General features: G+C 52.2%; 28 protein-coding genes. 7 read left to right on the top strand and 21 right to left on the bottom strand.

Features of this window, described 5'->3' with window-relative positions; all coding sequences use genetic code 11:
- The 5 genes from L6H70_RS28940 to L6H70_RS21475 all read right to left on the bottom strand — a co-directional run.
- Window positions 1–210 (bottom strand): IS3 family transposase (locus tag L6H70_RS28940; protein ID WP_423802868.1); only part of this gene is annotated, 210 nt, incomplete at its 3' end.
- Window positions 211–257: 47 nt separating this feature from the next.
- A complete protein-coding gene (locus L6H70_RS21490) occupies window positions 258–554 on the bottom strand; it encodes a transposase (RefSeq protein ID WP_206100472.1) in 297 nt (98 codons plus the stop codon).
- A 205-nt stretch (window positions 555–759) separates the two neighbouring features.
- Window positions 760–1,719: a DUF4367 domain-containing protein gene (locus L6H70_RS21485; protein WP_236336170.1), complete on the bottom strand. Its 960-nt coding sequence runs from the start codon at window positions 1,717–1,719 to the stop codon at window positions 760–762.
- Entirely contained in the window at window positions 1,716–2,294 is a 579-nt protein-coding gene (locus tag L6H70_RS21480; RefSeq protein WP_236336169.1) for a sigma-70 family RNA polymerase sigma factor, read from the bottom strand. The genes L6H70_RS21485 and L6H70_RS21480 overlap by 4 nt, the downstream gene beginning before the upstream one ends.
- Window positions 2,295–2,559: 265 nt before the next feature.
- Window positions 2,560–3,771 carry an MFS transporter gene (locus tag L6H70_RS21475; RefSeq protein WP_236336181.1) on the bottom strand — a complete coding sequence of 404 codons (1,212 nt, stop codon included), beginning with the start codon at window positions 3,769–3,771 and terminating at the stop codon, window positions 2,560–2,562.
- Between the two features lie 250 nt (window positions 3,772–4,021).
- Here L6H70_RS21475 and L6H70_RS21470 point away from each other — a divergent pair, with 250 nt between their 5' ends.
- A complete protein-coding gene (locus tag L6H70_RS21470; RefSeq protein WP_236336168.1) occupies window positions 4,022–4,597 on the top strand; it encodes a TetR/AcrR family transcriptional regulator in 576 nt (191 codons plus the stop codon).
- A 33-nt stretch (window positions 4,598–4,630) separates the two neighbouring features.
- On the opposite strand, the gene L6H70_RS21465 is transcribed toward L6H70_RS21470, so the two are convergent.
- The 4 genes from L6H70_RS21465 to lepB all read right to left on the bottom strand — a co-directional run bounded on the left by L6H70_RS21465 (window position 4,631) and on the right by lepB (window position 6,806).
- On the bottom strand, window positions 4,631–4,795 hold the full coding sequence (locus tag L6H70_RS21465) for an aspartyl-phosphate phosphatase Spo0E family protein (protein WP_236336166.1): 165 nt from the start codon (window positions 4,793–4,795) through the stop codon (window positions 4,631–4,633).
- A 181-nt stretch (window positions 4,796–4,976) separates the two neighbouring features.
- Window positions 4,977–5,741: a DUF3600 domain-containing protein gene (locus tag L6H70_RS21460; RefSeq protein WP_236336165.1), complete on the bottom strand. Its 765-nt coding sequence runs from the start codon at window positions 5,739–5,741 to the stop codon at window positions 4,977–4,979.
- Window positions 5,731–6,315, bottom strand: a complete 585-nt coding sequence (locus tag L6H70_RS21455; RefSeq protein ID WP_236336164.1) for a sigma-70 family RNA polymerase sigma factor — start codon at window positions 6,313–6,315, stop codon at window positions 5,731–5,733. The genes L6H70_RS21460 and L6H70_RS21455 overlap by 11 nt, the downstream gene beginning before the upstream one ends.
- 119 nt (window positions 6,316–6,434) lie before the next feature.
- On the bottom strand, window positions 6,435–6,806 hold the full coding sequence (gene lepB / locus L6H70_RS21450; RefSeq protein ID WP_236336163.1) for a signal peptidase I: 372 nt from the start codon (window positions 6,804–6,806) through the stop codon (window positions 6,435–6,437).
- A gap of 128 nt (window positions 6,807–6,934) precedes the next feature.
- On the opposite strand from lepB, the gene L6H70_RS21445 reads away from it, so the two are divergent.
- Together L6H70_RS21445 and L6H70_RS21440 are read left to right on the top strand one after the other, a co-directional pair.
- Window positions 6,935–8,053: a copper amine oxidase N-terminal domain-containing protein gene (locus L6H70_RS21445; protein WP_236336162.1), complete on the top strand. Its 1,119-nt coding sequence runs from the start codon at window positions 6,935–6,937 to the stop codon at window positions 8,051–8,053.
- Entirely contained in the window at window positions 8,046–8,825 is a 780-nt protein-coding gene (locus L6H70_RS21440) for a TatD family hydrolase (protein WP_236336161.1), read from the top strand. Before L6H70_RS21445 ends, L6H70_RS21440 begins: the two co-directional genes overlap by 8 nt.
- Before the next feature lie 481 nt (window positions 8,826–9,306).
- Here L6H70_RS21440 and L6H70_RS21435 read toward each other — a convergent pair whose 3' ends face one another.
- The 3 genes from L6H70_RS21435 to L6H70_RS21425 all read right to left on the bottom strand — a co-directional run bounded on the left by L6H70_RS21435 (window position 9,307) and on the right by L6H70_RS21425 (window position 12,635).
- Complete coding sequence (locus L6H70_RS21435; RefSeq protein ID WP_236336160.1) at window positions 9,307–10,581, bottom strand: MFS transporter; 1,275 nt, start codon at window positions 10,579–10,581, stop codon at window positions 9,307–9,309.
- Between the two features lie 84 nt (window positions 10,582–10,665).
- Complete coding sequence (locus L6H70_RS28745; RefSeq protein ID WP_279306782.1) at window positions 10,666–11,811, bottom strand: winged helix-turn-helix domain-containing protein; 1,146 nt, start codon at window positions 11,809–11,811, stop codon at window positions 10,666–10,668.
- 149 nt (window positions 11,812–11,960) lie between these two features.
- On the bottom strand, window positions 11,961–12,635 hold the full coding sequence (locus tag L6H70_RS21425; protein ID WP_236336159.1) for a YjgB family protein: 675 nt from the start codon (window positions 12,633–12,635) through the stop codon (window positions 11,961–11,963).
- Window positions 12,636–12,710: 75 nt separating this feature from the next.
- Here L6H70_RS21425 and L6H70_RS21420 point away from each other — a divergent pair, with 75 nt between their 5' ends.
- From L6H70_RS21420 to L6H70_RS21410, 3 genes are read left to right on the top strand one after another with little or no spacing between them, the layout of a single operon-like run.
- The gene (locus L6H70_RS21420; protein WP_236336158.1) at window positions 12,711–13,367 is read left to right on the top strand and encodes an RNA polymerase sigma factor; all 657 of its coding nucleotides are present in this window, start codon (window positions 12,711–12,713) and stop codon (window positions 13,365–13,367) included.
- Window positions 13,360–13,698, top strand: a complete 339-nt coding sequence (locus L6H70_RS21415) for a hypothetical protein (RefSeq protein WP_236336157.1) — start codon at window positions 13,360–13,362, stop codon at window positions 13,696–13,698. The genes L6H70_RS21420 and L6H70_RS21415 overlap by 8 nt, the downstream gene beginning before the upstream one ends.
- Window positions 13,688–16,030 carry a tetratricopeptide repeat protein gene (locus L6H70_RS21410; RefSeq protein WP_236336156.1) on the top strand — a complete coding sequence of 781 codons (2,343 nt, stop codon included), beginning with the start codon at window positions 13,688–13,690 and terminating at the stop codon, window positions 16,028–16,030. Before L6H70_RS21415 ends, L6H70_RS21410 begins: the two co-directional genes overlap by 11 nt.
- Before the next feature lie 79 nt (window positions 16,031–16,109).
- Here the strand turns inward: L6H70_RS21410 and L6H70_RS21405 are convergent, their stop codons facing one another.
- The 7 genes from L6H70_RS21405 to L6H70_RS28740 form a co-directional block, all read right to left on the bottom strand.
- Window positions 16,110–16,661 carry an RDD family protein gene (locus tag L6H70_RS21405; RefSeq protein ID WP_236336155.1) on the bottom strand — a complete coding sequence of 184 codons (552 nt, stop codon included), beginning with the start codon at window positions 16,659–16,661 and terminating at the stop codon, window positions 16,110–16,112.
- 86 nt (window positions 16,662–16,747) lie between these two features.
- Window positions 16,748–17,176 (bottom strand): hypothetical protein, encoded by a 429-nt coding sequence (locus L6H70_RS21400; RefSeq protein WP_236336154.1) that lies wholly within the window; start codon window positions 17,174–17,176, stop codon window positions 16,748–16,750.
- Window positions 17,177–17,234: 58 nt separating this feature from the next.
- Window positions 17,235–19,070: a ribosomal protection-like ABC-F family protein gene (abc-f, locus tag L6H70_RS21395; RefSeq protein ID WP_236336153.1), complete on the bottom strand. Its 1,836-nt coding sequence runs from the start codon at window positions 19,068–19,070 to the stop codon at window positions 17,235–17,237.
- A gap of 440 nt (window positions 19,071–19,510) precedes the next feature.
- Window positions 19,511–20,044 carry an AAA family ATPase gene (locus tag L6H70_RS21390; RefSeq protein WP_236336151.1) on the bottom strand — a complete coding sequence of 178 codons (534 nt, stop codon included), beginning with the start codon at window positions 20,042–20,044 and terminating at the stop codon, window positions 19,511–19,513.
- Window positions 20,025–20,753 carry a metallophosphoesterase family protein gene (locus L6H70_RS21385; RefSeq protein WP_236336149.1) on the bottom strand — a complete coding sequence of 243 codons (729 nt, stop codon included), beginning with the start codon at window positions 20,751–20,753 and terminating at the stop codon, window positions 20,025–20,027. The genes L6H70_RS21390 and L6H70_RS21385 overlap by 20 nt, the downstream gene beginning before the upstream one ends.
- A gap of 123 nt (window positions 20,754–20,876) precedes the next feature.
- Window positions 20,877–21,806: an SMI1/KNR4 family protein gene (locus L6H70_RS21380; RefSeq protein WP_236336147.1), complete on the bottom strand. Its 930-nt coding sequence runs from the start codon at window positions 21,804–21,806 to the stop codon at window positions 20,877–20,879.
- A 103-nt stretch (window positions 21,807–21,909) separates the two neighbouring features.
- Entirely contained in the window at window positions 21,910–22,833 is a 924-nt protein-coding gene (locus L6H70_RS28740) for a L,D-transpeptidase family protein (protein WP_279306781.1), read from the bottom strand.
- 192 nt (window positions 22,834–23,025) lie between these two features.
- On the opposite strand from L6H70_RS28740, the gene L6H70_RS28935 reads away from it, so the two are divergent.
- Window positions 23,026–23,586: a hypothetical protein gene (locus L6H70_RS28935; protein WP_423802866.1), complete on the top strand. Its 561-nt coding sequence runs from the start codon at window positions 23,026–23,028 to the stop codon at window positions 23,584–23,586.
- A gap of 92 nt (window positions 23,587–23,678) precedes the next feature.
- Here L6H70_RS28935 and L6H70_RS21360 read toward each other — a convergent pair whose 3' ends face one another.
- Both L6H70_RS21360 and L6H70_RS21355 read right to left on the bottom strand, forming a co-directional pair.
- Window positions 23,679–24,656, bottom strand: a complete 978-nt coding sequence (locus L6H70_RS21360) for a diacylglycerol kinase catalytic domain-containing protein (protein ID WP_423802865.1) — start codon at window positions 24,654–24,656, stop codon at window positions 23,679–23,681.
- On the bottom strand, window positions 24,653–25,708 hold the full coding sequence (locus L6H70_RS21355) for an SPFH domain-containing protein (protein ID WP_236336145.1): 1,056 nt from the start codon (window positions 25,706–25,708) through the stop codon (window positions 24,653–24,655). The genes L6H70_RS21360 and L6H70_RS21355 overlap by 4 nt, the downstream gene beginning before the upstream one ends.
- Window positions 25,709–25,759: the final 51 nt, after the last annotated feature.

Genomic DNA, 25,759 nt, shown 5'->3' with positions numbered 1-25,759 from the left:
CATGTACTTCCCTACGGTGCGCTCGCTGACTACATGGCCTTCACGCTGCAGGAGAATCGTGATTTTGGGACTGCCATAGCGGCCCTTTGTATCGTGAAAATAATAGGTAATCCGCTGGCACAGCAAAGCTTTCCGGGCTGCCTGTAGGCTTAGCTTTGCGGTTCTCCACTTGTAATAGCCGCTCCTTGATACCTCGAGGGTGCTGCACATCTTCTCCACAGAATACCGGGAGTGGTGATCTTCGATAAACTGAAATCTCAGTTCTTTGGATTGCTGAAGATGTGCACTGCTTTTTTTAGAATTTCCATTTCCTCGGCCAAGTCGGCCAGTTGCCGGTCTCGTTCTTTCAGCTGACGCTCGAGCTCTTTAACCTTTTCCGGACTGGACACGGGCTCGCTCTGAAACTGCCGATATTTACCCAGCCATTGATGTAGGGTTTTTGCAGGGATATCCAACTCCTGGGCCAGTTCCGCCACCGTCTTGGTCTGCTCTTGGATATACTTTACCGTCTGCTTCTTAAACTCGTCGTTGTAGCTTTTTCGTGTTCCACTCATGTGGACACCTCCTCGTTAATCTCATTATCTCTGGGCTTTTAACGGGTGTCCACTTTTTAGACTAACAGCAAAGTACCTCTATTCCCGCTCCAAAAGGGCTAAGCGCTGGAATCAGAGGTACGAGTGTAAGAGGGCTTGATGGTTATTGTTAGTATTTACGGGTTAGTTCAGAGGCTGATCAACGGGTCTGCTGGCGATTCAACAATCAACGGATCGACTCCGCGATCTTAAGTACCTCGGACCGTTCCAGCCCGTGAGTTGCGATGCCATACAGCACACCGTCGGCTTCCCAGTCCAGGGTTCTATCATTCATCATTACAGCCTCAGCGCCGTTCACCTTTACCTTCTCCATCTTTCCGCTAGTCGACATTTCGTAGGCGGTTTCCTTATCGGAATAACGGAACTGCATCTTGATGCTCTGTCCCTTATGCTCGCTGGTGAAGAATAAATCAAGGTATTTGCCGTTTACGCCTTCCTCCGATTTACTGAATTCACCATGGTCAAAAGCAAACCCTTCCGGCAAATATTTCGGCAGTTTCACTTTGAACAAAGCGTATTTATCAAGCTCTGCCTGGCTCTTCACGGCCAGGATACGCGCTGCGGCTTCCTTATCACGCTGTTCCTGTTCGCTCTTCGTAATCAGCTTGTCACCGTCAAAATTAACGATCTGCTCCCCGTCGGCGTTATAGACCTCCCCAAGCTTCTTTGTAAAGGAAGTAATCACGGTGCCATCCTTGTCAAACAGCTTTCCCTTCCACTCCTCCGGAAAAGGCGGCGCCACATTGGGGTCTTTTGCACTAGCAATGATATTCCCGAGATTAATCTTCTGCAGCACTCTGCCAAACAGCTCCTCTGCAAAGGACGGCTTGACGAAGCTGATGCTTAAGCCCCCGGCAATCAAAATCGAAGCCATAATCATGACCGGACGTCTAAAGCTGGACTTGATTTTCATATTTGTTACCTCCTGCTTAAAGTGAGTACTGCTTTGTACTTTGCTAAGCACAGCCGTCCTATGGGAAACGCTGAAATCCTGCCCGGCCAGTGCCTTGCCAAGCTCCAGCAGTTCAAGGGATTCTGCTGATTCGTTCCAGCAGGATGGATGCTTGAGAGGGAGACCCTCGTCGAGCTCCCTTGCGAATTTCTGTATCTTGTCTTTAGTATTCACAGCTGGTCCACGCTCCCTATTTCAGACTTTAGTTTTTTCATGCTGCGGTAGAGAATGACCCCGACGTTGCTCTCCGACATCCCGGTGAGGCGGGCGATCTCCTTATTTTTCAGGTCCGCTCCGAACTTAAGCGCCACGATATTCCGTTCTTTAGCTGTCAATATGTCCAGTGCGAGGTTTAGTCTGCCGCTGCGTTCCCCCTCCAGCAAGTGCTCCTCCGGTGCTTGTCTGCCTGACACCAGCTCGCGGACCGCTTCCAGCGGGAAGAAACGGGTTCTTTTAAGGCTCCTGTAGTAGTCATTCACGACATTTCTCGCGATGGCGAACAGCCACACCTCAAACGGTGCCTTTTCCGGGGAGTAGCTGTGCAGCTTGGATAACATCTTCTCAAAAACCTGACTGGTCAGATCCTCCGCCGTATACCGGCAGCTGACGCGATAAGCGGTATAATTGAATATTCTGGAATAGTAGTTTTCAAAAATCGTGGTGAACAGCCTGACTGTATTTGCTTCTGCAGGCCTCTCTTCCTTGATGCTCTTTTGCCAAAAAGACTGTAACAGTGCGCGCTCTTGCATCTCTAAAGCTCTCCTTTCCTGCAGCTTTCACCGGGCCAAGTGATTTACCCCAGCTAATACGCTGACACTGAAGTTTCATTACAAGCCGGGAGAAATTCAGCCAAAAAAGACGTCTTCTCTAGTATCGTGGATTATTTCACTACTGTATGCGGATTATGTTTCACTTGGCAGAAGGGGCTTAGCTATCAATAAAAAAAGACTGCTCTCTAAGCTGACTTTCAGCCTAAAGAGCAGTTTCTTATGAATCGGTGCTTCAATATGCATCTTATGCTTGTTCTTGTTTTTTCTCCGTCAGGTAGTACAGGAAGGCCAGGACCGGCACCGCTAACCCGATCAATGTCGTCATTCCCCAGCCGCCGTAGGCATACGACCAGCCACCCAGTGAAGAGCCGATGGCTCCGCCCACGAAGAAAATCGCCATGAACAATCCGTTTAAACGTCCTCTTGCTTCATTGCCCAGGGAATAAATCGCCCGCTGGCCCAGCACCAGATTTCCTGACACGCCCATGTCCAGCAAAATTGCCGCCAGAGTGAGGAGCCCCAGGGTCACTCTGGAATCATTTTGAAACAAATAAGCGATCAAAAAGGCTGCGGCTGCCAGCATAAAGGCAATACCGGTAAGCGGACGGGTCCAGCCCCGGTCAGCCCATCTCCCGGCAATCGGAGAGGCGACGGCACCAGCGACACCAGCCAGTGCAAACAGCGCAATCCCCTGCTGGCTCAGGTGATACGTATCCGCCAGCCGAAGTGAAACGGTCGTCCAGAACAGGCTGAAGGTTCCAAAGAGACTGGCCTGATAAATCGCCCGGCGGCGCAGCACCGGTGTATTCTTCAGCAGAGTTCCGAGGGAGCGGATCAGTCCCCCGTAGTTCATTGAAGGAACAGGCTGGCGCTGCGGGAGAACACGGGATAACAGAATAGTCAGCAGGGCGATTACTACCGCGGAAATAGCATAGATTGCATGCCAGCCCCAGAGTCCCGAGACAAAGCTGGCCAAGGGCCGGGCGAACATGATACCCAGCAGCAGTCCGCTCATCACATTCCCTACTACCCGGCCGCGGTGCTCTTCCGCAGCTAAGAAGGAGGCGTACGGCACCAGAACCTGGGCGGCTACCGAACCAAGCCCGATAAAGAGCGACGCCCCGAGGAACAGGGCTGCGTTCGAAGCCAGAGTGGCTGCGACCAGCGCAACCACTACGACGGATAGCGAGATTACCGTAAGACGGCGGTTCTCAATGATGTCACTGAGCGGAACTACGAATAAGAGGCCGAGCACATAACCGACTTGAGTCAGAGTCACGATCAGACCTGCTGCGCCGGAAGATAGATGTGTGGCCGCCGCGATCGGTCCGATTAGCGTTTGGGCATAATAGAGGTTAGCAACGATAAGACCGCATGAGGCTGCCAGCAGAAAAGTAATCCAGGCGGGGATCGTTTTGCTCTCCGAACTGTCCTTTACCTGATGTACCCGGTTCATTTGAGTTACCTGATTCATATGAATTCCACCTTTCATTTTAAATACTGTACGTATAGTTTATTAATTATGCCCTTATAATATACTGAACGTTCAGTTTTGTAAATAGGCGCACGTAAATAAATATTTGAGATTGCTTATTTTGACGCTTCCCACCGAAGACTGGCTATTATCATGATTAATTTTGTATAATGTACGTATAGTTTTGTTTAGTAGCGGATTTGGAGTGAACCTTTCATCAGGAGGAATAGTGATGGATAAAAAAAGAGGACGGCCCCGTAATAACGAAGCGGAAGCTTCCATTCTGGCGGCATCGTACGAGCTGCTGCTGGAGACCGGTTTTGGTGCGGTAACGGTAGAAAAAATCGCCGAGCGGGCCAAAGTGAGCAAAGCCACCATTTATAAATGGTGGCCTAATAAGGCAGCCGTAGTTATGGACGGCTACCTCTCTGCGGCTTCAGCAAGGCTGCCAGTACCCGATACGGGTTCAGTTCAGGAGGATATTGTGATTCATGCGACGAATCTGGCGGTGTTCCTCCGCAGCCGCGAGGGCAAAGTGATTACGGAGCTGATCGGCGAGGGACAATTCGATGCCGGTCTGGCTGAAGCCTACCGGACCAGATTCTTTGCCCCCCGCCGTCAAGAGGCGCGCCAGTTATTGGAGCGGGGCGTTACGCGGGGCGAATTACAAGCGGACCTGGATATTGGAAGCTGCATTGATCTGCTCTACGGCCCTATTTTCTACAGGCTTTTAATTACAGGGGATACCCTCGATGAAGCTTTTGTCAAATATTTGACGACCGCCGCTTTCGAGGGCATAAAACGTTAGCTGAAGCCCCGGCAATGCCGGATGAGGCAAATTCTACTTTTCACCGCATTCTAGTCTTGTGTATGTATTTATTAATTCATCCAATTTCATGGATTGGCTGATCACACTCGGGTGAAGCAAGCCATATGTTTGTTCCATTTGATTTAATTTGGCCCGTTCCGCTTCTATTTGCTTGCGGAGGAACTCAAAATTATCCATCTTCATTACCTCCCGTACATATTTTAGAGGTATATGTCAAAATATAGGACAATAGGCTCAGTGCATCAATGAATAAAAATCCGCTTGTATGCATACTTTACTGGGAATTGGGAACATTTACAATACTGAATGTAAAAGAAAAGGGCCGCCGGCTACAACGCCAGCTGCCCTTTTCTGCGAGTTATGAGACTGGTTTGATCATTATACCAAGCTGCTTCAAATAAGGAGTGAGTTCTTCATACAGCTGCTTAAGCCGCGCTGACTCTTCTTCCGTTAACCGCTCCGGATGTGTGCTGCCGTCCTGACCGGTTATTTGATTATTAAAGGCTTTTAGTTCGCTTATCAGCTGCTTGAAGCTGGCCAGCTCTTTACCGCTGAAGGTTTGTTCTCCTTTGACCAGCTGCTGATCCCAAAATGTGCTGCTGTCCACCGTATTCACTGGATCCCTTTTCACGGATGATTCTGTCTGTTCTAATTTCTGGAAATAAGGCTCAAGCTTTAGGGTCAGCTCCTTATAGCTCTCCTGATCTGTGCTGCTTAGCTTCTCTGGATGAAGCCCCCCTTCCGCATCGGCAATCTTCAGGTTATAGGTGCCAAGTTGATGCAGCAATGCAGTTAATGCGGCAAAATCTTCTTCGCTCAAACTGTTTTTTGCCTGCTGCAGCTTGGCCTCAAGATGATCATACCCTTCCTGCGTTCCGCCCGTTTGCACCAAATGCTCTTGTGAGCCGTAGACGGAATCCGCCAAAAAAGTATATCCGGCATAAGCTCCGGTCGGAATTAATAATGCAGCAGCTACAATGGTGGCAACAAGCCATTTCTTCATGCGTCTTCCCCCTTGACTTGGAGTAATCCCGCTAAGGATTCTGCCCTTCAGTTCAGGTGGAGCGCTCCAGCCTTCGGCTTCCTCCTGAAGCGCCTGCCGCAGATTATGCTCAAGACTCATGGATATCCTCCACCTTTCCGATTCGGATGATGTCAGCCTGACGTTTCTGGCGCAGCTTCTGCAGCGCAGCATGGATCCGGGATTTGACGGTTCCTAGCGGAATCTCCAAGATAGCAGCGACCTCCTCCTGGGAATACTCCTGCAGATAATGCAGAATAATGACCTGCTTCAGCTTGAATGGCAGCCGGTTCACGGTCTCCAGCAGCTCACGGTTGGATAACCGGTCTGCTACTTCTCCCGCAAAATCATACTCCATTCTTTCTCGCATATGCTCTGCTTTCTTGATCACCCGGAGATGCCTCCAGCCCTTACGGCGGTAAGCACGGATCTGCCGCATGACCAGCCCCATCAGCCAGGGTCTGAAAGCATGGGACTGATCATACTGCCCCAGTGAGCGGTGCAGCTCGATATAGATATCCTGCACCACATCCTCTGCATTCAGCGGCTCAGAAACAAGGAAACGCACGGTCCTGTAGACATCGCGAATGGTCGCCTCGTATAACTCACCATAAGCTTCACCGCTGCCGGCTAGCGAGAGCTCAATGAGCTGCGAATATTCATCTCTATGCTTCATCCGCCATTCCCCCTTCAGGCTTACACTATATATTGGCGGGCTGTGCAAATTTCGTTCGGTTTATTTTTAATTCCAGGTATGGGTCCTAACTGAGACCAATCAATCTACCGGCGGCACAGTCAACTGTGCGGTATTACCACCGGTATCTTCCCAATAAATTGTTCTTTCCTGATGGAACCAAACATCCTGCTATCCAGGCTATTGCCATAGTTATCACCAATAACAAAATATTCATTTGCCCCAGTGCTATAATCACCTACGTTAGGATTATCTGTTAAGCGATAGGGCAGCTCAAGCTGAATACCTTCAATTAATATCTTGTCTTTCATTACTTTGATTTCTTCATTTGGCAACCCTATGATTCTTTTAACATAGTATTTATCTTTCTGGTCTTTGTAAAAGTAAACAATATCATTACGTTCAATTACGTTCAGGTTATAATAATCAGCATCTACTTTAAGTATTTGACCGTCTTTATATGTCGGTTCCATGGATGGGCGACGCCAATCCTGAACCGTAACAAGCTTGTCTCCTCTTTGTTAACGGAAAGTGACCTGGGAGTGGACGATTTACTCTATAATAAAAGAAACTGGATTGATTATGTATTGGAGGAATTTTTATGAAACGATGGATCGCTGCCTCTGCTGCTGCAATGATGATTGCCGCTTGCACTGCAGTTACTACTATAGATAAGACTTTTGCTGCTGCACCGCTTACATTGACTGTTGACGGCGAAGCCGCCCTTACCCCTCTTCATCCTTTTCAAGAAAACGGCCTTGTTTATGTGCCTGTCAGAGTCCTGACTGAATTCTATCCTGCCAGACTACAGTGGGACAATAAGCTGAAGCTGTTAACAATAATTAATGACAGCAGCAGTACAATAATCAAGCCCGGCAGCGAGCTGATCCTTTATTATGGCAACACCTCCGCGCTGGAAGGCAAAGCTATTCTGCGAAAAGGGCGTATGTATATTCCAGTCTCGTCGCTGAATCTGCTGTCCGGCGCAGACTTCCGGCTGGATCAGGAAAAAAATACAGTGTCCATCATTTCGGGCAGTGTGAGCACAACCGTACGCATCCCTACAGAAGCACTTGCTGCGGCGGAGGATCATCCAAAGGTCAAAATCTACGCTGCGCTCAAAGACCAGACCACGTATAAAGGTTATATTCTGGAAGTGAACGGCAAGAAACATAAGTTTGACTGGGAAACGCCAAGGGATCTAAGCCACCCTCCGGAGCTCTATTATGCGGATGTGAACAAGGATGGACAGCCTGAGGCTGTTGTGATCCTGACGCTCGGCACTGGTACAGGCATTGTCGAGCAGGAGATTCACATCGTCAAGCCGGAAACGTGGAAGGAGCTTACCGTACCCGAGGCCTGGAAGGCGGCAAGCCAGCTTGTGTCCTCCACTATCACTTCAGATCATAACGATATGCTGATTTCACTGAAGCTTAAAGGTGCTTCCCCTGCGGAGGTAACTCTGCGGCTTCCGGACCGTGCCGAAGATGGAAATATCAGCGACACGGCAGGTATCGGCACGGTGACTTACTATACTGTAGAGTCAGGCCGGCTGGTAGCCGAGGTGAGCGTAACCACCGGATTTCTGGAAAGTATCGGGAGCCTGAAACTGGTCTACAAACCGGCGGACTCAGGAATGGCCATGGTGCCCGAATCGCTAACCTTCATTCCATTTAAAGAATATCCTGCAACCATTAAGGAGTTAACCGCCAATGATTGATGCCCATATTCACCTGGAACAATATGATCCTGTCCTGCTGGAGAAGATGTTACCGGAGCTTCCGGTGCAGGGCGTGGAATCGGTGATCGCCGTCTCGATGAACCTGGATTCCTGTATCCGCACACAGAAGCTTGCCCGGAAGTATCCCAAGCTTGTGAAGCCGGCTTACGGCTTCCATCCCGAGCAGCCGCTGCCCACAGCGTCCGGGCTGGCAGCCCTGCTGGACTTCATCGAACGTCATGCCGGAGACATAGCTGCTGTAGGTGAAATCGGCCTGCCGTATTATTCGCGGGCTGAAGCGCTGGAGCGCGGGGAGGCTTTTGAGCTGGAGCCTTATATCCGGCTGCTCGATACCTTGCTGGGCTTAGCGGCCCGCCTCGGCAAACCGGTTGTGCTGCATGCTGTCTATGAAGATGCACTGACTGCCTGTGATCTGCTGGACAAGCACGGGATTAAGGAGGCTCATTTCCATTGGTTCAAGGGGCCGGAAGAAGCCGTCACCCGAATGATCGAGCGCGGCTATCATATCTCTTTCACCCCGGATATTCTCTATGAGCCGGAAATTCAGGCCTTGGCCCGGCGTTATCCTTCTAAGCTTGTTATGGCAGAAACCGACGGCCCCTGGCCGTTCGAGGGGCCTTTTGCCGGACAGCCTACACATCCGGCCATGATCCGTGATGTTGCTGCAGCCTGGGGAGCGCTGCACGGATACTCCGCCGCCCAGGCGGAAGCAATGCTGACCGCGAATACGGCGCGGTTTTACCGGTTTTAGCGGGCAGGGCCCGTCTAGCATTCTGTAAAAACACATTTCGCTTCTATACATTCGTGAATCCGGGCGGTTCTCCTCCATATAAGAAAACAATCCCTTGGCGGAATTGAAATAAGTGTACTTCATGCAATTAATGCAGCTGTTTTGCGAGTATTAGGTGTTTAGGTGTATTCTGTACAATTAAAAACCCCCCTTCTCCGCTGAAACGACGGAAATGGAGGTTTTAGTTGTACGAAGTGCAATTAAAATCCAAAAAAGGCTCAAAAGGATTATTTTAGTTGTACAGAGTGCAATTAGAGTACCGTTCGTTGCTGTGCGAGAGCAGTTCGTTGCTGTGCGAGGCAGGTTGGTGCTGAGCGAGAACAGTTCGGTACAGGAAAATTCGGTGCAGGAGCAATTGGTACAAGAACACCTGCAGTCCGCTATTCTCCTTCATTGCTCGCCTTATCAATGCTTGCTGTATCGACTTCCCGCATCAGACAGTCTAACTGGCCTGCTCTACCGTACTTGCTTCAACCTGTTTGGTTTCCCGCCAGAGTACGCGGCCGAACAGCAGGCCGATCAGGCCCAGAATAACCTGAATGATGCCAAATATGATGAATATACGTGCAGGTCCGGCGAACTCCACCAGCAAGCCGCCCATCAGCGGCGCGATAATCAGAACGGCGCTGAGCAAGGTGTTCTGGATGCCGAAGACACGGCCGGTCATGTGGGGCGGGGTTTCTTTTTGCAGCAGATAATTGAAAGCAACCATAAAGCTTCCGTTCCCCATCCCCAGTACAAACCCGAGCACAAACACCCATACAACGGAATCGCCCGGCTGAAGCAGCCCCAGTCCCGCGACTGATGCTCCGATCAGAACATACCCCATACCCAGTCTCCATGTATAACTTATGGCCTGGCTCAGCTTGCCCAAAACAACAATGGTCAGCACAGCGCCTATCCCGGAAGCGGCAACCATCCAGCCAAGCACGGATTCCCCGCCTGGAGAGTACTCGCGGAACAGGCTGGTGAACTGAAAATCAATGACCTGGATAGCCAGTGCCCCGGCCAGTCCAAACAGCATCATATTCAGCAGAATGCGGCTGCCCAGCATAAAGCTCCAGCCTTCCTTCCACATCGTACGAAGCGGAACCCGCTCCTCCGCCGGGGCCTCCGGTACATAATTCTCTTCCGTAGGGATATTCCGTACGGACAGCAGCAGCAGGTATGAACAGCCCCGTAGCAGCGCATTCAGCAAAATACACCACTGCGGTGTAAGCAGCATCAGCGCTAATCCGCCCAGCAGCGGGCCGGCGATTTTGGAGCCTTGATTCACGAGTCCGTTAAGCGAGGAGGCCTGAAGCAGCTGATCCTCTCTGACAATACTCCGGGTCAAGGATTGCTGGGCAGGCATATTGACTGTTGAAATGGCAGAGCGCAGTGCCAGCAGCGGCAGCAGCCAAGCCATATCCGGCGCGAATAACAGCAGCACCGTCAGGAACGCGGTAAGCAGATCACATACACGCATCAGCTTCAGCTTGTTCAAGCGGTCGGCGGCTACCCCGGCAACAGAACCGAACAGAATACTCGGGAGGGCAATCGCCACCGGGATCAAAGCCAGCATCAGCGGACTAGCCTGCCAGCGGTAGCCGACAAGCACCTGAATGGCCAGTGAATCGAACCAGTCGCCAAAACTTGCCGTGGCAAAGGCGCTGTATACGTGCATGTATACTTTGTTGTGCAGCAGGCTCGTACCCTGCTTTAATGAAGCTTCCATCTGACATTCCTCCAGGTTTCCAATAGACTCTACGAATCAAATCATTTCGTAACCCTAATGTAATGGAGAATTGTCAGAGCAATATCAGAGGGGATTCAGCATGCTCAGCATCCGTTTTTCTAAAGGCTGTCCAAACTGGTTCAGCCCGCAATCTTCAACTGCCGCTCTAAACCTGCCCTCGTATTTAGGATACAGAGCGTTATGAGGCAGAAACACTCGGCAGAAGTGATGGATCCGATACAAGCCGTATAAACGCAAAGGAACAAATCCGGACATTTCCAGCACCTGCAACCCTTCATCCAGCAGTTGTTCTGCTTCACGCCACTGCTTGCTCCGCATCAGCCGGAGTCCTTTTACGATTTTATAGCTGCCGGTTTCCCGTAAAAAAGGCTTATCAAGCAAGGCCTGCCTGATGGCTTCATCCAGCCGGTCCAGCTCCTCATCTCCTGCCCCCGCAGCCAGATGCGCAAGCAGCTCGGTAATCATCGTCGCCGGCACGAAATTTTCATATCCGAGTTCTGCAATGACTTCATAAGATCTTGTCAGCTGCTCCAGCGCCCGCTCCGGTTCACCCGCCAGGATGAACAAATCGAGAATCGTAAGAATCTCCAGTTCCAGCTGATCCGCCGGAAGCAGCAGCTTCTTTTCAATCACCTGTTCGCAAAAAGCAAGCTTTGCCTTGGGATCACCGGAGAACATGTAGAATAGGATCAAAGAAAACAGGCGGTCTTGGAGTGGTACTTCTTCCGTATCCAGCAGCCACTCCAAATCACCCTGCATAAAATGAATCACCATTCTGTAATGCGGATCCAGCTCGAAACCGAGTGTATCCTTCTGGGCCGCAAGGGTCAGGATCGATTTACCTTGGCCATAGACGTGAAACTTGTTGAATACATCCCGCATCGTATCGCGCAGCTCCGGGTCAAACAAGGTAGGATATGCGGCTGCAGCGGACGGCAGGATCAGACTGTAGCCGAAGCCGCGGACGGTTCTGAGTTCCACACCGCTGAGCTTGCGGAGCTTTTTGCGCAGCCGGTAAATATGATCATCGACCGTCCGTTCCACCGGATACTCCAGCGGCCATACCTTATCCAGCAGCTGCTCACGGCTGAAAGTAAGTCCCTTATTCCGGTGCATAAACACCAGGAGAGCAAATTCTTTGGGCAACAGCTGGATGGTCGTATCACCGGCTGACACTGTAAATTCGCTTTCATCAAACTTCAAATGCATAGCTGATCCTCATTTCTACAGATGAATCCATGGATGTATTATATCAGCCGGACTTCAGCCTGCTCCAGCACATATAAAAAAAAGAGCAAACCCGCAAATAAAGCTGCAGGTTTACTCTCATTTCTGCTGTTAGCTTTTGGCAATTACCTTTAGCCTGCCATATTGTTAATAGAATCCTGTTCGCAGAATACGGAAATATGATCTACGGTGCCGGATGAATCCGGAATGATGAATTTGAGCTGGTACTGCTTCCCTGCCTGGTAAATGTAGATCTTGTCGCTGCCGTTTACTGTCGTGTTATCCGGCTTGCCGAGTGTCTGCTCGATCTCCTTCAGTGTCAGCTGCTGCAAATCTGCTGCACTTGAACGGACATCAAAAATCTGGCTGCCTTTATTTGAGCCAAATACGACATGCTTATCATTATACGTGGAGTAGATCCCTTTGCCTGCGAATTCCTTCGTGTCCGGTTCACCCCATGCCGCCTCCACCTCGTCAATCATTCCGCTCTGCGCAGCATACTCCACACCCGGAACCTTGCCCTGCTTCGCCAGCTGAAGCAGCTCTTTCAGCTGCTTGGCGGTGTCTTTCACTGCGTCAGCGGTGCTGCCGCCAGCTGTGCTTGGTGAAGCTGCAGCTGGCGAAGCACTTGCTACCGGCTGTAAGGTTGCCGTTGCCGTTGCCGTCGGCGCCGGTTCTACCGAAGCCACCCCGCCGGCAGGCGCGGATGCTGCAGTGTCTGCCTTGCCGGAGGAATCACAGGCCGTAAGTCCGATAACACCTGCTAATATAACGATTCCAGCTATAGTTTTAAATGTAGTTGTCATGTTGTCATCTCCCCGATTATTAGAAGCTTTCTTAAGTAACAACTACTGGATCTGACGTGCGGGAGACAGTAAAGGTTGCAGAAACGGGCAGCTGAAGCAGCCGCCGAGATAAATTTTACCAATTCACGCAACCTTACGTCCGCAGCCCGCATCTTAATAGTAAAGGGAGGGGAGCTTCGTCTGGACATTATAGAGAGAATCAAAGCCAAGGATGAGTCTGCTCTCCGCCTCTTAATGGATGAATACGGGGATATGCTGCTGCGGACGGCTTATTTGCTGCTAAGGGACCGTCAGTCTGCTGAAGAGGCCGTTCAGGATACCTTCATTCAAGCCTACGCCAAAATCAGCCAGCTCCAGGAGCCCGGCCGATTGCGCTCCTGGCTGGTTACTATTACTGTGAACCGCTGCCGGATGAAGCAGCGTACCTGGAGCTGGCGGAGTATTTTCCCTGCTGCGGAAAGCGGGCAGTGGACAGAGGATACCGCCGGTTCCTCCGCAGGAGCTGAAGAGCTTTTTATGGCGGAGTGGCAGCAGGTTATGCTTACAGATGCTATCGGAAGCCTCGACTATATCTATCGGGAGTGCCTGACACTGTACTATTTTCATGAAATGAGTATCCGCGAAATCTCTGCGCAGCTGAGGACACGGGAGAATACAGTTAAATCGCGGCTAATGCGCGGACGGCAGCTGCTGAGACTGATTCTGGAGAAGGAGGACATCGCCCATGGATAGAGAACGCGAAGCAATCAGACGCCAGCTGGAGGAAGAACTCCATCCGCTCACCTTCACCGGGCATGCGCGGGTGCTGCGGCAGACTCATCCTCCGGCGCTGCGGGCACGTCTGTCTGCATTCTGGAATAAAGAACTGGAAATTCCGCTGGGGCCGCTCGGTGTAGCGGCAGCAATACTTGTTACAGGTGCAGTATTGTTCTATGCACCGCACATCGGAACAAAAGAACAGCAATCCGTGCAGATGCCAAGGCAGCGGGAATTAATTGAAAGCGGAGGCAACACCTATTGGAAGGACGTCTATGAGCAGGCGGTGAAGCAGCATGAACATTAGAATAAAGGTCAAGCATCTGGTGCTCTTCGTACTGCTCCCCCTCTCGCTGCTATCCGTTTTAGCCATAGTCCGGCCTTCCTTTGGAGCCAAAGAATCTGCTGAAGCGCTGACCCGGGCGGCTTCCGCAGCTGCACGTGCCGAGCTGCTGCAGAAGCTAGACGCTAGTACCGGCAGCGCACGGATGGAACTGATCCGCAAGGAAGTCATTGATCCCGCCAATGCCGTCCCGGCTTATTGGTTCAATGTATATGCGGGCGGCTCCATGAGTCAGGTAAACCCGGCCGGGACTGAGGCGGAGGTTTCTCCGCTCCTGCCTGAAGACCGGATTAAGCTGCTAGAGGAATACATCCGGAACGGGTCTGCTGACATCTGGCTGCGGAATGCGGTGAAACAGCTGGTCTACGAATATGATGTGCGGGGAAATAAGGATAACGAGGCAGATAAAGCAATTGCAGCAGCACTAAAACGGTTCAGCAGCAATTCTTCGGCAGCGCGGGAGCTAACGCTTATCCGGGCAGAGCGGGCGCTGAATGCCGGAAAATTCAAGGAAGCCGAAGAATTGCTCCGGCAATCAGAGTTTCCTGTTCAATATAATGCGGCGGAGCTGGATGCTAAGACCGCATGGCTTAAGGGACGGCTGCTGTTCGCCCAAGGCAAAGGCAGTGAGGCGCTCCGTCTGGTGAATAGCGCGCTGGAGAAGTACCGGAAGGACTGGGCAGACATAGAAGCAGAATATCAAACAGCGGACAGCAGTTTGCAGGGGGAGAACCCGCCTGCCACTGGCCCCGGCAGCAGTCAGGACAGAAAACCGGCTGGGCCAGAGCATGGTGTATCTTCTACGGAGGAGCAACTCATCAGCCTGCAGACAAGGCTTCAGACAGCCGTGGCAATGGGCTTTAACGGCCCGGCCACCATAACGGGCACCCTTACCAAAAGCGATGGCACTCCCGTAGCCCGGGCTGGCATTTTTCTGCGTGCGGAAAGCGATCTTTACCATAGTGTCTACTATGATTCCGAGCCCTATCAGATCGTCACGGATGACGAGGGGCATTTTCAATTCTCCGGTGTCATTCCCGGGTTCTATCAGATTCAGCTGGGGCTCAGCTTTGAGCAGATTGACGGCTGGACCTGGCCTGCGCAGAGTGATGACTGGATTGAAGTCAAACCAGGTGATCAGCTTACCGAGAACATCATGCTGCAGCCGCTGCTGGAGCTGAAATCACCCGTTAATTCGCAGGTTCTGACCGGCTCCGCGGTGAAATTCAAATGGGAAGCCGTTAAAGAAGCTTCTTACTACAGCTTAAGTACCACTGTAATTGATGGCGGTGGGAGCTTCAGTACTGTGGTCCGCCAGCGAATTGCGGACAATCAGGTTACAATCCCGGCTGATGAGCTGTATAACAGCGGCGGCTTCTCCACCGGCAGCAGCGGAGAAGGCTGGCAATCGGTCTATCCCTCGTCACTGCTAGGATTCGCCAATCCGGACAGCCGTTTATCCTGGAGCATTGACGCCTATGACGGACAAGGCCACGTGATTACCCGCAGCAACGGCTACCGGCTCAATGAAGAGACGGTCGGCAATCTGCCTTTCTTTTATCTGAAATCACGCACGCTCACCGCAGCCGACCAATTGGTTGTGGACAGGAAGCTCGAACAGGCACTGGAAGCCTACCGCCGGGACTATGATGCGAATCCGCAGGATGCGCATGCTCTGAAAATGCTGATTCATCTGATGCTCGCCAAATATTCCGATACGAAGGATGCCGGGCTGGAAGACGAAGCAATGGCTTTATTGAGGAAGCTGGTAGAGCTTCGCCCGGATGTCAATTATGCTTTCAGTCTGGCAGATTACTATTATGACCGTTCCGATTGGGAGAACTACAGCAAGTACTACGCTCAGTACCTTAAATTGAACGGGGAGGAGCCGAATGTCTATGGACGTTCACTCAACGCCACTGCTTTGATGCTTCAAGGCCGCTTGGACGAAGCACGGGAGCAGCTGGCGATATCAATGAAGGAAGACCCCAGCCACCGCTTTGTCGGCAGCTATCTGGCCGCAGAGCTGGCTGCCGGGCAGCCTTTGTCCTCGGTTCTGAAGCTGGCGGAACGTTATCCAGAGCATATGTTTAGCCAAGGCGGCTACACTTGGCCGCTACTGATCCTTAAGCTTCAGGCGGAGCGTGCCGGGCAGCCGGAGGCTTTCGACCAGCTGCTCAGCGAGAAGCTGGCTGCATATGTGAAGGGGCAGCATGAAGCCCTGGAGCAGTGGACCCGGGAGGGCAATCCGTCGGCGCTGAAGGCATTCATCCAGGCGGTACTGGAGGTGGGCTGACGGCGGACTGCAGGCCCCAGACAACACAAAAGGGACGGTCAACACCGGCAGCAATGCTGCCTGTTGTCCGTCCCTTTTCTTACTTCAGCTCATCCAGCGCTGCCTTCTTCACCACATAGGTGTCAGCCATCACATCATGGAACGCTCGGTTGCGCCGGGAAAATACAATAATCAGACAATCAACGAGGATAACGAAGCTGACAATCTCAATAAGCGCGGTGGAAAGCGGCACCCAATTCGAATAATAATTATCGACCCCGGACACCGAACCATCCCCGGCCGTAACGATGACTCCCAGCAGCGAGTTGATCAAATAAAAAGTATAACGGATGAACGCCTGCTTGACCGTAGGATATTCCCCGCGTTCATTCACAATCCTCGTCCGCAAGAGCAGTCTTCCCGGAGTTCCGCCATACCGGACAACCATAAAAATATTAAACAGCGTCAGCAGCACCCATTGAATCCATAACGGAATCCCCGAATGATACTGTTCGGCTGCCGAAACAGCCCATCTGTTCAAAAAATAAGCCGGAATCGCCAATATCAGAAAATCCAGCAGGCTGATCAGTACTCTTTGCCAAAATCCTACGTAATCGTACTCTGCCAGGTGTTCTGTTATATCTCGCTCCATTTCGTTCCTCCAAATCCTATGGCTAGACTATTCATCCCAATTATCTTTACCGCAGGCTGTTTCTCTTCATTTCCCCTCCTGTTGCCCTACTGCTTCTCTACTTTAAAAGTAAACTTCCAAGTCGCCGTATTGCCGGAGTAGCGCCCCCGGTTTTCGGTTACGGTAACTTTAACGGCTTTGGAGATCGTTTTGGTCACTGCAGAAGCCAGGATAGAGACACTCGCCTCTGCCGAATCCGGTATCTTGTCTTGTTCCTCCGCATAGGCCTTCAGCTTGACGCTTTCCGTTGTCTTCAGATCCAGAACCATTGACGAACCTTCAGCAATCTCTTTTCCGTTGATATAACCTGCCGTGTACCATTCATTGCCCACATGATTATTTTCGGTGAGCTCCATACTGACCAGTGTGACCTTAATTTTTACATTTCCAGCCGCCGCGGAGGTGAATGGTACCGGTATGGCCAGACTGAACAGAAGCAGCAGCGAAGCCATAAGCTTGATTTCCCTCATCCGCATTTGAGAGTGCCTCCCTCATAAAAAGCTTTTCATTATTCTATTAAATTCTCCATATTTTTCAATTTCCCTCCATGAATTCGCCAATCTCCTGCCGCAGGCTTACAATCTCCCGCAGCAGCTCCCGGTTCTCATGCTCCGTCTCTGCAGGTTCACTCCGCATCAGCCCGGCCAGCCGCATTTCCAGTAACCGGAGCTCTCCTTCGCGGGATTGTTCCTCGGGGCTAAGTATCCGGCTGCGTTCCCTGGAAGTATATTCGGCAAAGGTTCCCGGAAAGAACTGCGGTTTCTGCCCGCGTCCAAGCAGCAGCAGCCGGTTAGCGACTTTAGCGTGGAGATAACGGTCATGCGAGACAATAACCAGCCCGCCGGGGTAAGCCGCAAGCGCTTCTTCCACCCGTTCCCGGGTGTCGATGTCCAGATAATTCGTCGGCTCATCCAGTACCAGCAGGTTAGCCTTACCGAAATACAAACGCAGGAAGGCCACCCGGCATTTCTCGCCCAGGCTTAAGTCTCCGATGGTCTTAAAAACATCCTCCCGCGGGAATAAAAAGCAGCCTAGAATGGTCCGCGCCTCTGTCTGCGTCATGCCCGGCAGCTCGAGCAGGCTGTCCAGGATGGTCGAGTCAGGTTTCAGATGATCCAGCTCCTGGGCAAAATACCCGATCTTCGTGCAGGGATGAACACGCACATAGCCTCCGGCCGGCTGCGTAATCCCTGATATCAGCTTCAGCAGCGATGATTTGCCGGCTCCGTTCGGTCCCAGGACCGCCAGCCGGTCACCCCGCCGCAGCGACAGTCCAAAGTGCTCCAGCAGCGGCGGCCTGCCGTCGTAGGCTAAGGTGATATCCTGCAAATCCAGAAGTGCATCACCCTGGAAGACTTCGCTTTCCAGCTTCATATTCAGCTTGGGCGCCGCCTTCGGCAGCTCCACACGGTTCTTCTCCAGCCGCTCCAGGCTGGCTTCCTTGGCGTGTAACCGGGAGACGTTCTTCTTCGATTTCGCCCGCCGGAAATCATTCTGCCTGGCAGCACTGTGCGCCTGCTGGAACCAAAGGGCATACCGGCGGATGCTCTCCAGGAGCTTCTCCTTCTCCAGCTCCTGCTTCCGGTGCTGCCCCTCCAGCGTCCGCGCTTCCAATTCCTTCTGCTCCCTGTACTGCGTATAGGCTCCGGGATAGCGTCGGCAGCCTGACGGGCTTAGTTCCAGCACACTGGTAGCGGTCCGGTTAATAAAGGTGCGGTCATGTGACACATAGAGCACCGTGCCCGGATAGGTCCGCACCCACTCTTCCAGCCACTCCATCGTGTCTTCGTCCAAGTGATTGGTCGGCTCATCCAGTATCAGCAGCTTCGGCTGCCGGGCGAGCAATGCAGCGAGCTGCACCCTCGTCTTCTGCCCCCCGCTGAGCAGGCGGTAGGGCTGACTCCACAGGGATGGCTCCAGCTTCAGCTGCCTGAGGCATTTCTCCGCTTTGGCTTCCCAGCCGTAACCGTCCAGCTGCACGTAGCTGTCGTAGGCTTCGCCATATTCGGCAACAGCCTCCTCATCCGTCCCCCCTGTCTCTTCCAGCCTGCGGGCCAGCTGCTCCAATCTGTGCTTCAGCTCTGCAAGCCGCCCTGAAGCCGATAAAACGAATTCAAGGGTGCTTACTTCGGATTGAATCCCAAGCTGCTGATCCAGTACCCCCCATTCCTCCCGGTCCAGTCCGCAGTAGACACTGCCCTCCTCAAAAGCCAGTCTGCCGAGCAGCCCCTGCAGCAGCGTTGTTTTGCCGATGCCATTGCGCCCGAACAGCAGCACCCGCTCTCCTTCGGTAATTTCAAAGGACACCCCTTCAAACAGGGATACCCCGTTCCACTCTTTTTTTATGTTTTTCACTTTAATTAAGGTCATATTTCATTCCTCCGCTTCCTTAAATCATCTGTACGTACTGAAGCCTCTGCTGCGGACAGTAACAAAAAAACCGCAGCCAGCAGGCTGCGGTACAGGAAACGTATGAAGGGAGTACGGTGCTCTAAATAAAACATCACCAGGGGCAGTCTCCTGTGAAGCAGGCAGCTGCTATTCCCGGTTCTGTTTCTCTATAGCATCGTAAAGGTCCCGACAGACACACGTATCCCTGACCGTACACCCGCTAGCGGGTGTCCCGTGGCTTGTGCTAATGTGCACATCACAAGTGAGCTGGTCTTCATTAGGAAACGTGTTAGTTCTTCATCAGTCGGGTGAACCTCCGTAATTGTCCGTATTCAATAATGGCTACAGTATATCTGATACGAAAACAGAGAAGCAAGGTCAAGAACAACTATAATCATTGTCGCCGGTTATAGACTCCCTTAACCGCGGCCTTGATTCGCATATTCGCCAACATATTTTAGAATATCGCGATTATTAGTCACAACAATTCGTTTAGCGGCAAACTCTTCTGTCAGCTCCAGGATCTTCGGCAAACCCTCGCGGTCAAAGTCCCTGTTCCACTCGAACAACATGACATAGAGGTTCTTCAGGGATTGTCTGTAATTGCGCCGCTCCAGGCCCAGATTTGTCTTCATAAACCGCTGCACTACCCGCAGATCCCTGACATATTTATTGGGGGTGATCACAAATATCAGGTCGGCCTGCCGGAAGCTCTCTATTCCCCATTTGTAGTGCACCCCTTCAATAATCCATTCTTTGCCTGCTACAGCCTCCAGCAGACGGGCATCTCTTGCTTCGGGTGAACGTCTGCTGTCTTCAGGCCCTCGCTCCCAAACGAAATTATCCGTTTCATAATACGGGATGCCGTACCTTTCCGACAGCTCTCTGGCAATAAAAGATTTCCCGCTCCCGCAGCCGCCGATAATCCGGATTCTAATGTGAAGCCCTCCCATGGAATATTCTCAGGATCGCATCCTTATCCGGCACGCCAAGCTGCTCATACGAGCGGAGGAAACTGCTGTTGTCATAGGCGATCTCCACCGTTTCGGCTGTTACCCTCCCGCTCTGGACAGTCACGATGCCGTACTTGGCAATGGACTGCTCCGAATGGGCACAGCCAAGCGCCCCCGGATTGAAGAAGGTAGTCTCTCCGGCATGAAAATGATGCACCACATGATGATGGCCAAAGGCAACCAATCTGTATTCCGTATCCGCATATAGTTGATTCAGCCTCTCAGCCGTTGGGCTCCAGTCGACAGGCATGTACCACCCGTCAGGACCGAGATGATAATGGGTGAACAGCAGCGGCACACCCTCAATATAAGCAGTTTCCGACATGGGCCACTGGCTCATAAGCCCGATATATTGCGGACTGATTCTTTGTGCCAGCCATTCGTGATGCGCCCGTTCCGCATGATGCCCTGGCGGGGGCTCCTCGCCGCGGAACGCCCGCTGCAGGGCAATATCATGATTGCCGCTGATGAACGTGATTCCCTCTTGCGCCAGCAGAAGTTCAAAGACACGGTCCGTATCGGGACCGATCCCCACCACATCCCCCAGACAAACCATCCGCCGGATTCCTCTGTCCGAAATATTCTGCAGCACCGCTTCAAGCGCCGCAGCGTTCCCGTGAATATCCGTGATAACAGCTATGCTCTGCACAGCGGCACCTCCTTCTGCCCAACATTTAATCACCCAAAAAAAGACGATTCCTGATCAGATTCAGGAATCATCTTTTATAAACAGCTCTGGTGCATCAGCTTCGGAAGCTGCTCAGTAGCTCTCCTAAACCGTATCTTCCTTCACTAAACCGCGGATGAAGGTTTCGAAATTTTTCGCCAGATATGTAACCTTGCGGTTGTTCTCCTGGTCCACATACACGACTTCAGGCTCACCGTCATTTCCGCCGGAACGGTAGTCCAGCATGACTACGCCTTGACCTGCAGAAGGAGCGTCGCAGATCACTACGCCAAACTCGGGATAGCCCCAATTCTCAATGACAGACCAGCTGCCCAGTTCACCGCAGAGTGAATATTTCTTGTCCCGTCCGATTCCGCGGATGCCTGAAATGATAATATGGTCTTTGCCGGCAGCGGCGGCTTCATTCCCCAATAAATATTTGGTGCTGTGGGGAATGCCGCCGTTATGCTGCTTCATCATCGCGGTATAGAATGCCGGCAGCTTGAAGACCAGCTCCTCTTCCACCGATGCAATGATATCGTCCGTAAGCGGTGCCGATACATAGTCCTCCAGCGCTTCCTCGCTGTCATCCCAGAAATTAGCGGAATCAAACTTGGGCAGGGGTTTGGGGCCGGATGGTTTTTTGGCTGCAGCATCTGCGGCGGCTTCTCTGGCAGCTTTCTTGGCGGCCTTGCGGCGGCTGAGCTCCAGGAACTCCAGTGTGTCCTCGTCTTCAGGGTCGAGCCGGTCCGTAATTTCAAATTCACTTACGGCTTTGTCATACTGCTTCAGGTAGTAGTTGCAGAATCCGACACGGTAATGCCAGAGCGGATCCTCCTCGCCTTCCTCCTCAACAGACATGAACTGCTCCAGCGCCTCTCCGTAACGCTCAAGATTATTCAGCGCCCTGCCCAAGTGGTTGGTCAGCACGTAATCCCTTTCTTCGGCCGGAATCTCCATAATGGCATCCACAATCTCCTGGAATTCATCCTCTTCATGCCACAAATCCAGTTGTGCAACTAGCTCTTCTCTCATTCTTATATCCTCCCAGTGCGATAACTCGAATACTGCTGAAAATTATACCATTTCCGCACTGGGATTCTCCAGCGGATGTTATTACACTGCCGGAATCAGCGACTCACAGCTCTACTGTTCCCTTCTTGGCATCCCATACGACCGGCAGTCCAAAGAGCGGCGTCAAGCTGCCCAGCGGAAAATACAGACGGCCATCCACATTCCGGGAAGCCAGCATAATAACCTCTTTACCGTTCACTGTCGCTATTGAAGACAGCGGTTTATGGATCACTGTCTGGCCGCCGATGGTGATCATAAGTGCGCCAGTCCCTGCTTCTTGCCTCAAGCTGCCACCGAGCAGACTGACCGCTTCCCTAAGCGGAATGTAGATACGTGAATTCTCCTCTACAAAAGGAGATTTCACCGCTACAGCCTCTCCGTTAATGACAAAGGTTCCGGCAAAAAGTTTTGTGCCCAGCAGGTAACCGGCCTTGGAGGCGATATTTTCCATGCTCCGGCTGGATGAAGTGATGATAACCGTCGTAAATTTGGCCACGCGCGGATACAGCCAGTGAATGTCGTCATTATGCATCCGGATGCAGCCGGCACTGACATATTTGCCGATGGAGGATTCATTATTATTGCCGTGTATGGCATAGGTAGTGCCGTAGGTACCGTTCACTTCCAGCCCGAGCCAGCGGTCGCCGAGCGGGTTGGCCGGATCGCCGCCGGGGATATGCTCTTTATAGTAAGGTCTGTTCTTGACTTTGAGCACTACCCGGAAAGTCCCCTCCGGGGTCAGATTTTTGGTTTTGCCTGTGGCGACCGGAAATACCTTTTCCAGCTTACCGCCGCTAAAAAAGCCCAGTTTGTTCGTTTTCTTGTTCACGATGATCAGATCCGTGGACATTTTCGATGCTGCTGACGCTGCCCCTGCTGATGCCGCACCCGTAAAGCACGCCGTAAACAGCAGCAGAAAAACAAGCGACATTGCGATGCTCCGCAGTGAATAAGCTTTTGTCCGACCGACCGTTCCTTGCAGACTCATGTTGCCCCACCTCCATGTTATGGGTGATACTGGAAACTTCTTTTCAAATAGACGAAGCTGCTGCACAATAGTTGCACCGCTGCCTGTACCTATTTGGTACAGTCCGTCCAAGATAGGAACATGAATAGTCCGCACGTATTCCAGAGATAATAAATCCGCATGACAAATGAAACTGCCAAGGAGGCAAACCCTTTGAACTCAAATCTTTCCAGTCAGATCAATCAATGCGAGCAAATTATCCAGCAGCTTGTCGCCCAGACTCAGCAAGCCAGCCAGAATTACCAGCATCTTCTCCAGCAGGAGCAGCAAAATGCCGTGAAACTGGAAGAACTGGCTCAGCGTGAGCACAAGGCCAGCCAGATCATTCAAAATGCGCTGCAGGGCCACCACACTGCCGTTCAACAGCTGCAGCAGGTAACCCAGACGCTGAGACAGCTGGAGCAGAGCTCCCAGACTACCGGTTATACTACCGGCGCTGCAAGCTTCAATACTGGTCTCCCGCACTTTAATACGGGTGCTGCAAGCTATAATACCGGATCACAGGGTTTCAGCCCGTCCTTCAACTCTTCCTTTAATCAGCAGCCTCTGCATACAATGCATACCCCGGTAAGCTCATCGATGAATTCAATGCCGTCAACTTCTATAGGGTCCAATGCTTCTATGGGTTCCATAGGTTCGATCGGCGCTATGGGTTCGATGGGACAAAACTTCGGTTCCTCCATGAACCAGGGAATGGGACGCAATTTCCAATAATTCATATCACGGGTACTCAGGACCTATTCTGAATACCGCTGACGCTTAAAAAGGCTGTCTCCCGCAGATTTCTGCGGAGACAGCCTTTGCTTTTATACAACCAGCCGCCCCTTCTTCTCGGCCAGACTGATGACCGCCTCCACGCCCGAGTTGAACTCCAGAAAGTCGCTTTCTACGCCATCACTGAAGATCACCCCGTCCTCCGGCATCTGTGAAATAATCCGCAGCGGCTGATCGCTGCCGATCTGTCCGAACACAAGTCCGGCAGACGTGGTCCGGCTGGGAAAAGGCTCCCTTACCGTAAAGTAAAGGTGGGGATGATCCCAAGCAAGCCGTCCTTCTGCGTCCGCTCCGGCCAGTCCGGCCGCAGCTACTGATCCTGCCAGCCCTATTCCGGCAGCACTGCGGGCAATACCTGCTGCTCCTGCAAGCACGCTGCGCAGCCAGCCGGTAGAGCCCATGCCGGTGGAGACAATAATCCCGCTGGAGGACTGCTGCTCGGCGGTACCGCTGAGCTGCAGCAGATAACGCGCCGACACATGGGTTTTGCGACCAATGAAGAGGTCGTTGACACCGTAGAGGCTCTGGCCGTCATTCAGCTCCGCCTTGGCCAGCGTCACCTCACGCACCTCGCGGCGGCCGCGGAAAACATCGGGCAGCAGGAGCCGCAGATCCTTGACGGTGAACGGCAGCAGTACACCGTCCCAGCGCTGAGGATCGGGATTCACACCGATCAGGGGCTGCTCACGCAAGTATTTCAGCGTATTGGCCACAAGGCCGTCCTGCCCCAGCACAACCACTGTATCTTCATCCCCGAAGATGAAATTCGGCACATGCTGCCGTTCCAGCAGCTGTACCCGGCCAACTGCGCTCAGCTCGATAACCGCCGTCTCCACAGCCTTGCGGTAGTTCAAATCCTCGCTGATATAATCGCTGAAGTCCGCACCCAGCCGTTCAATATAGAACTGGGCCTGCTGAATGGTGTTGTAACGGACGACCAGCTCTTCAAGCCGGGTTTTGCGCTTGATCAGCACAATTTTGTTCTCCGACATGCGCGCCCCTCCGTTCATCGTCCTCCCGCTCCTCTCGCTGAACCTGTCCCCCCGCCTGCCGTACCGGCCATGATGCCCTGGAGCAGATCCGGCGTAATGTTAAGCTGCCCGATCTTTCCGGCATTTTCGGCCAGCTCCTGGAATGCGATAGCAATCAGTTTATCCGGCTTCATGCCGACATTGGTGAGCGCCTGCAGCACATTAGGCGATACGCCCTGCAGCGAATTCATCACTGCCGACAGCTCGTAGGCTTTGGCATCCGCTTCAGCTTTGTGGTTGGCTACCGTCAGGCCGATCAGCTCCTGCTTCTTCTCCTCCAGCGCCGTATCGAAGCTGAGCTGCTCTTCCTTCATTTCGTTTTGCTTCTGCTTCACGAACCGCTCGGCATCAAGCTGGGTTTCGCGGATCTGTTTCTTCTTGGTCTCCACGGCGATCTCCGTGTTCAGCTCATTCTCCTTCACCCGGCGCTCCTGCTCAATCGAAGCATTGCGGCGTTCATACAGGGCATTGTCGGCGCTGCGGAGAATTTCCTCCCGGGCCTGTGCCTCTAGTGCACGGAGGGTTTCTTTATTCGGCACAATGGCAAGAATCGAGAGTCCCATCAGCTCGATGCCCAGCTTCTCAATCTCCGCATTCCGTTCAATTTCCTGGGTAATGGTCTTCGCCAGACGCTCGCTGGACTGGATTGCTTCGCGCAGCGGAAGCTGCTCCAGCTGCTTCTTGGTCAGTACCTTGGCGATGTTGATTACCCGCTGGGCCAGTTTACCCGGATCGTCGGAGAGATAGGTATTCTTTTTCAAATTGTAGGTGTAGTTGAGAATTTGCGTGGTTTTGCGGTAATCGACAATCCGGTAGGTCAGCTGCCCCTGCACCGTTACCGTCTGATAATCATTCGTAATTTCTTCGAACATGAACGGAACATCGATCGAGGATACCGGGACCACAATTACTGAAGTCGTAGGTGCATAATAATGAAAAGAAAGCCCTACCCCTTCACGCACAACCTTGCCGTTCTTCACTTTAAGCACGTACTCGCTGGGCTGGAATTTCACAAATCTGAATCCGAACATGATGATTACCTCCCGTTTTGTTATTAACACTTTGTTATTAACATCAGTGTA

Source organism: Paenibacillus auburnensis (assembly GCF_927798115.1).
In the GTDB taxonomy this organism is placed as follows: Bacteria; Bacillota; Bacilli; order Paenibacillales; family Paenibacillaceae; genus Paenibacillus_AQ; species Paenibacillus_AQ auburnensis.
Note: the sequence above shows the minus strand (reverse complement) of the source record. Positions and strands in the feature narration are given on the sequence as shown.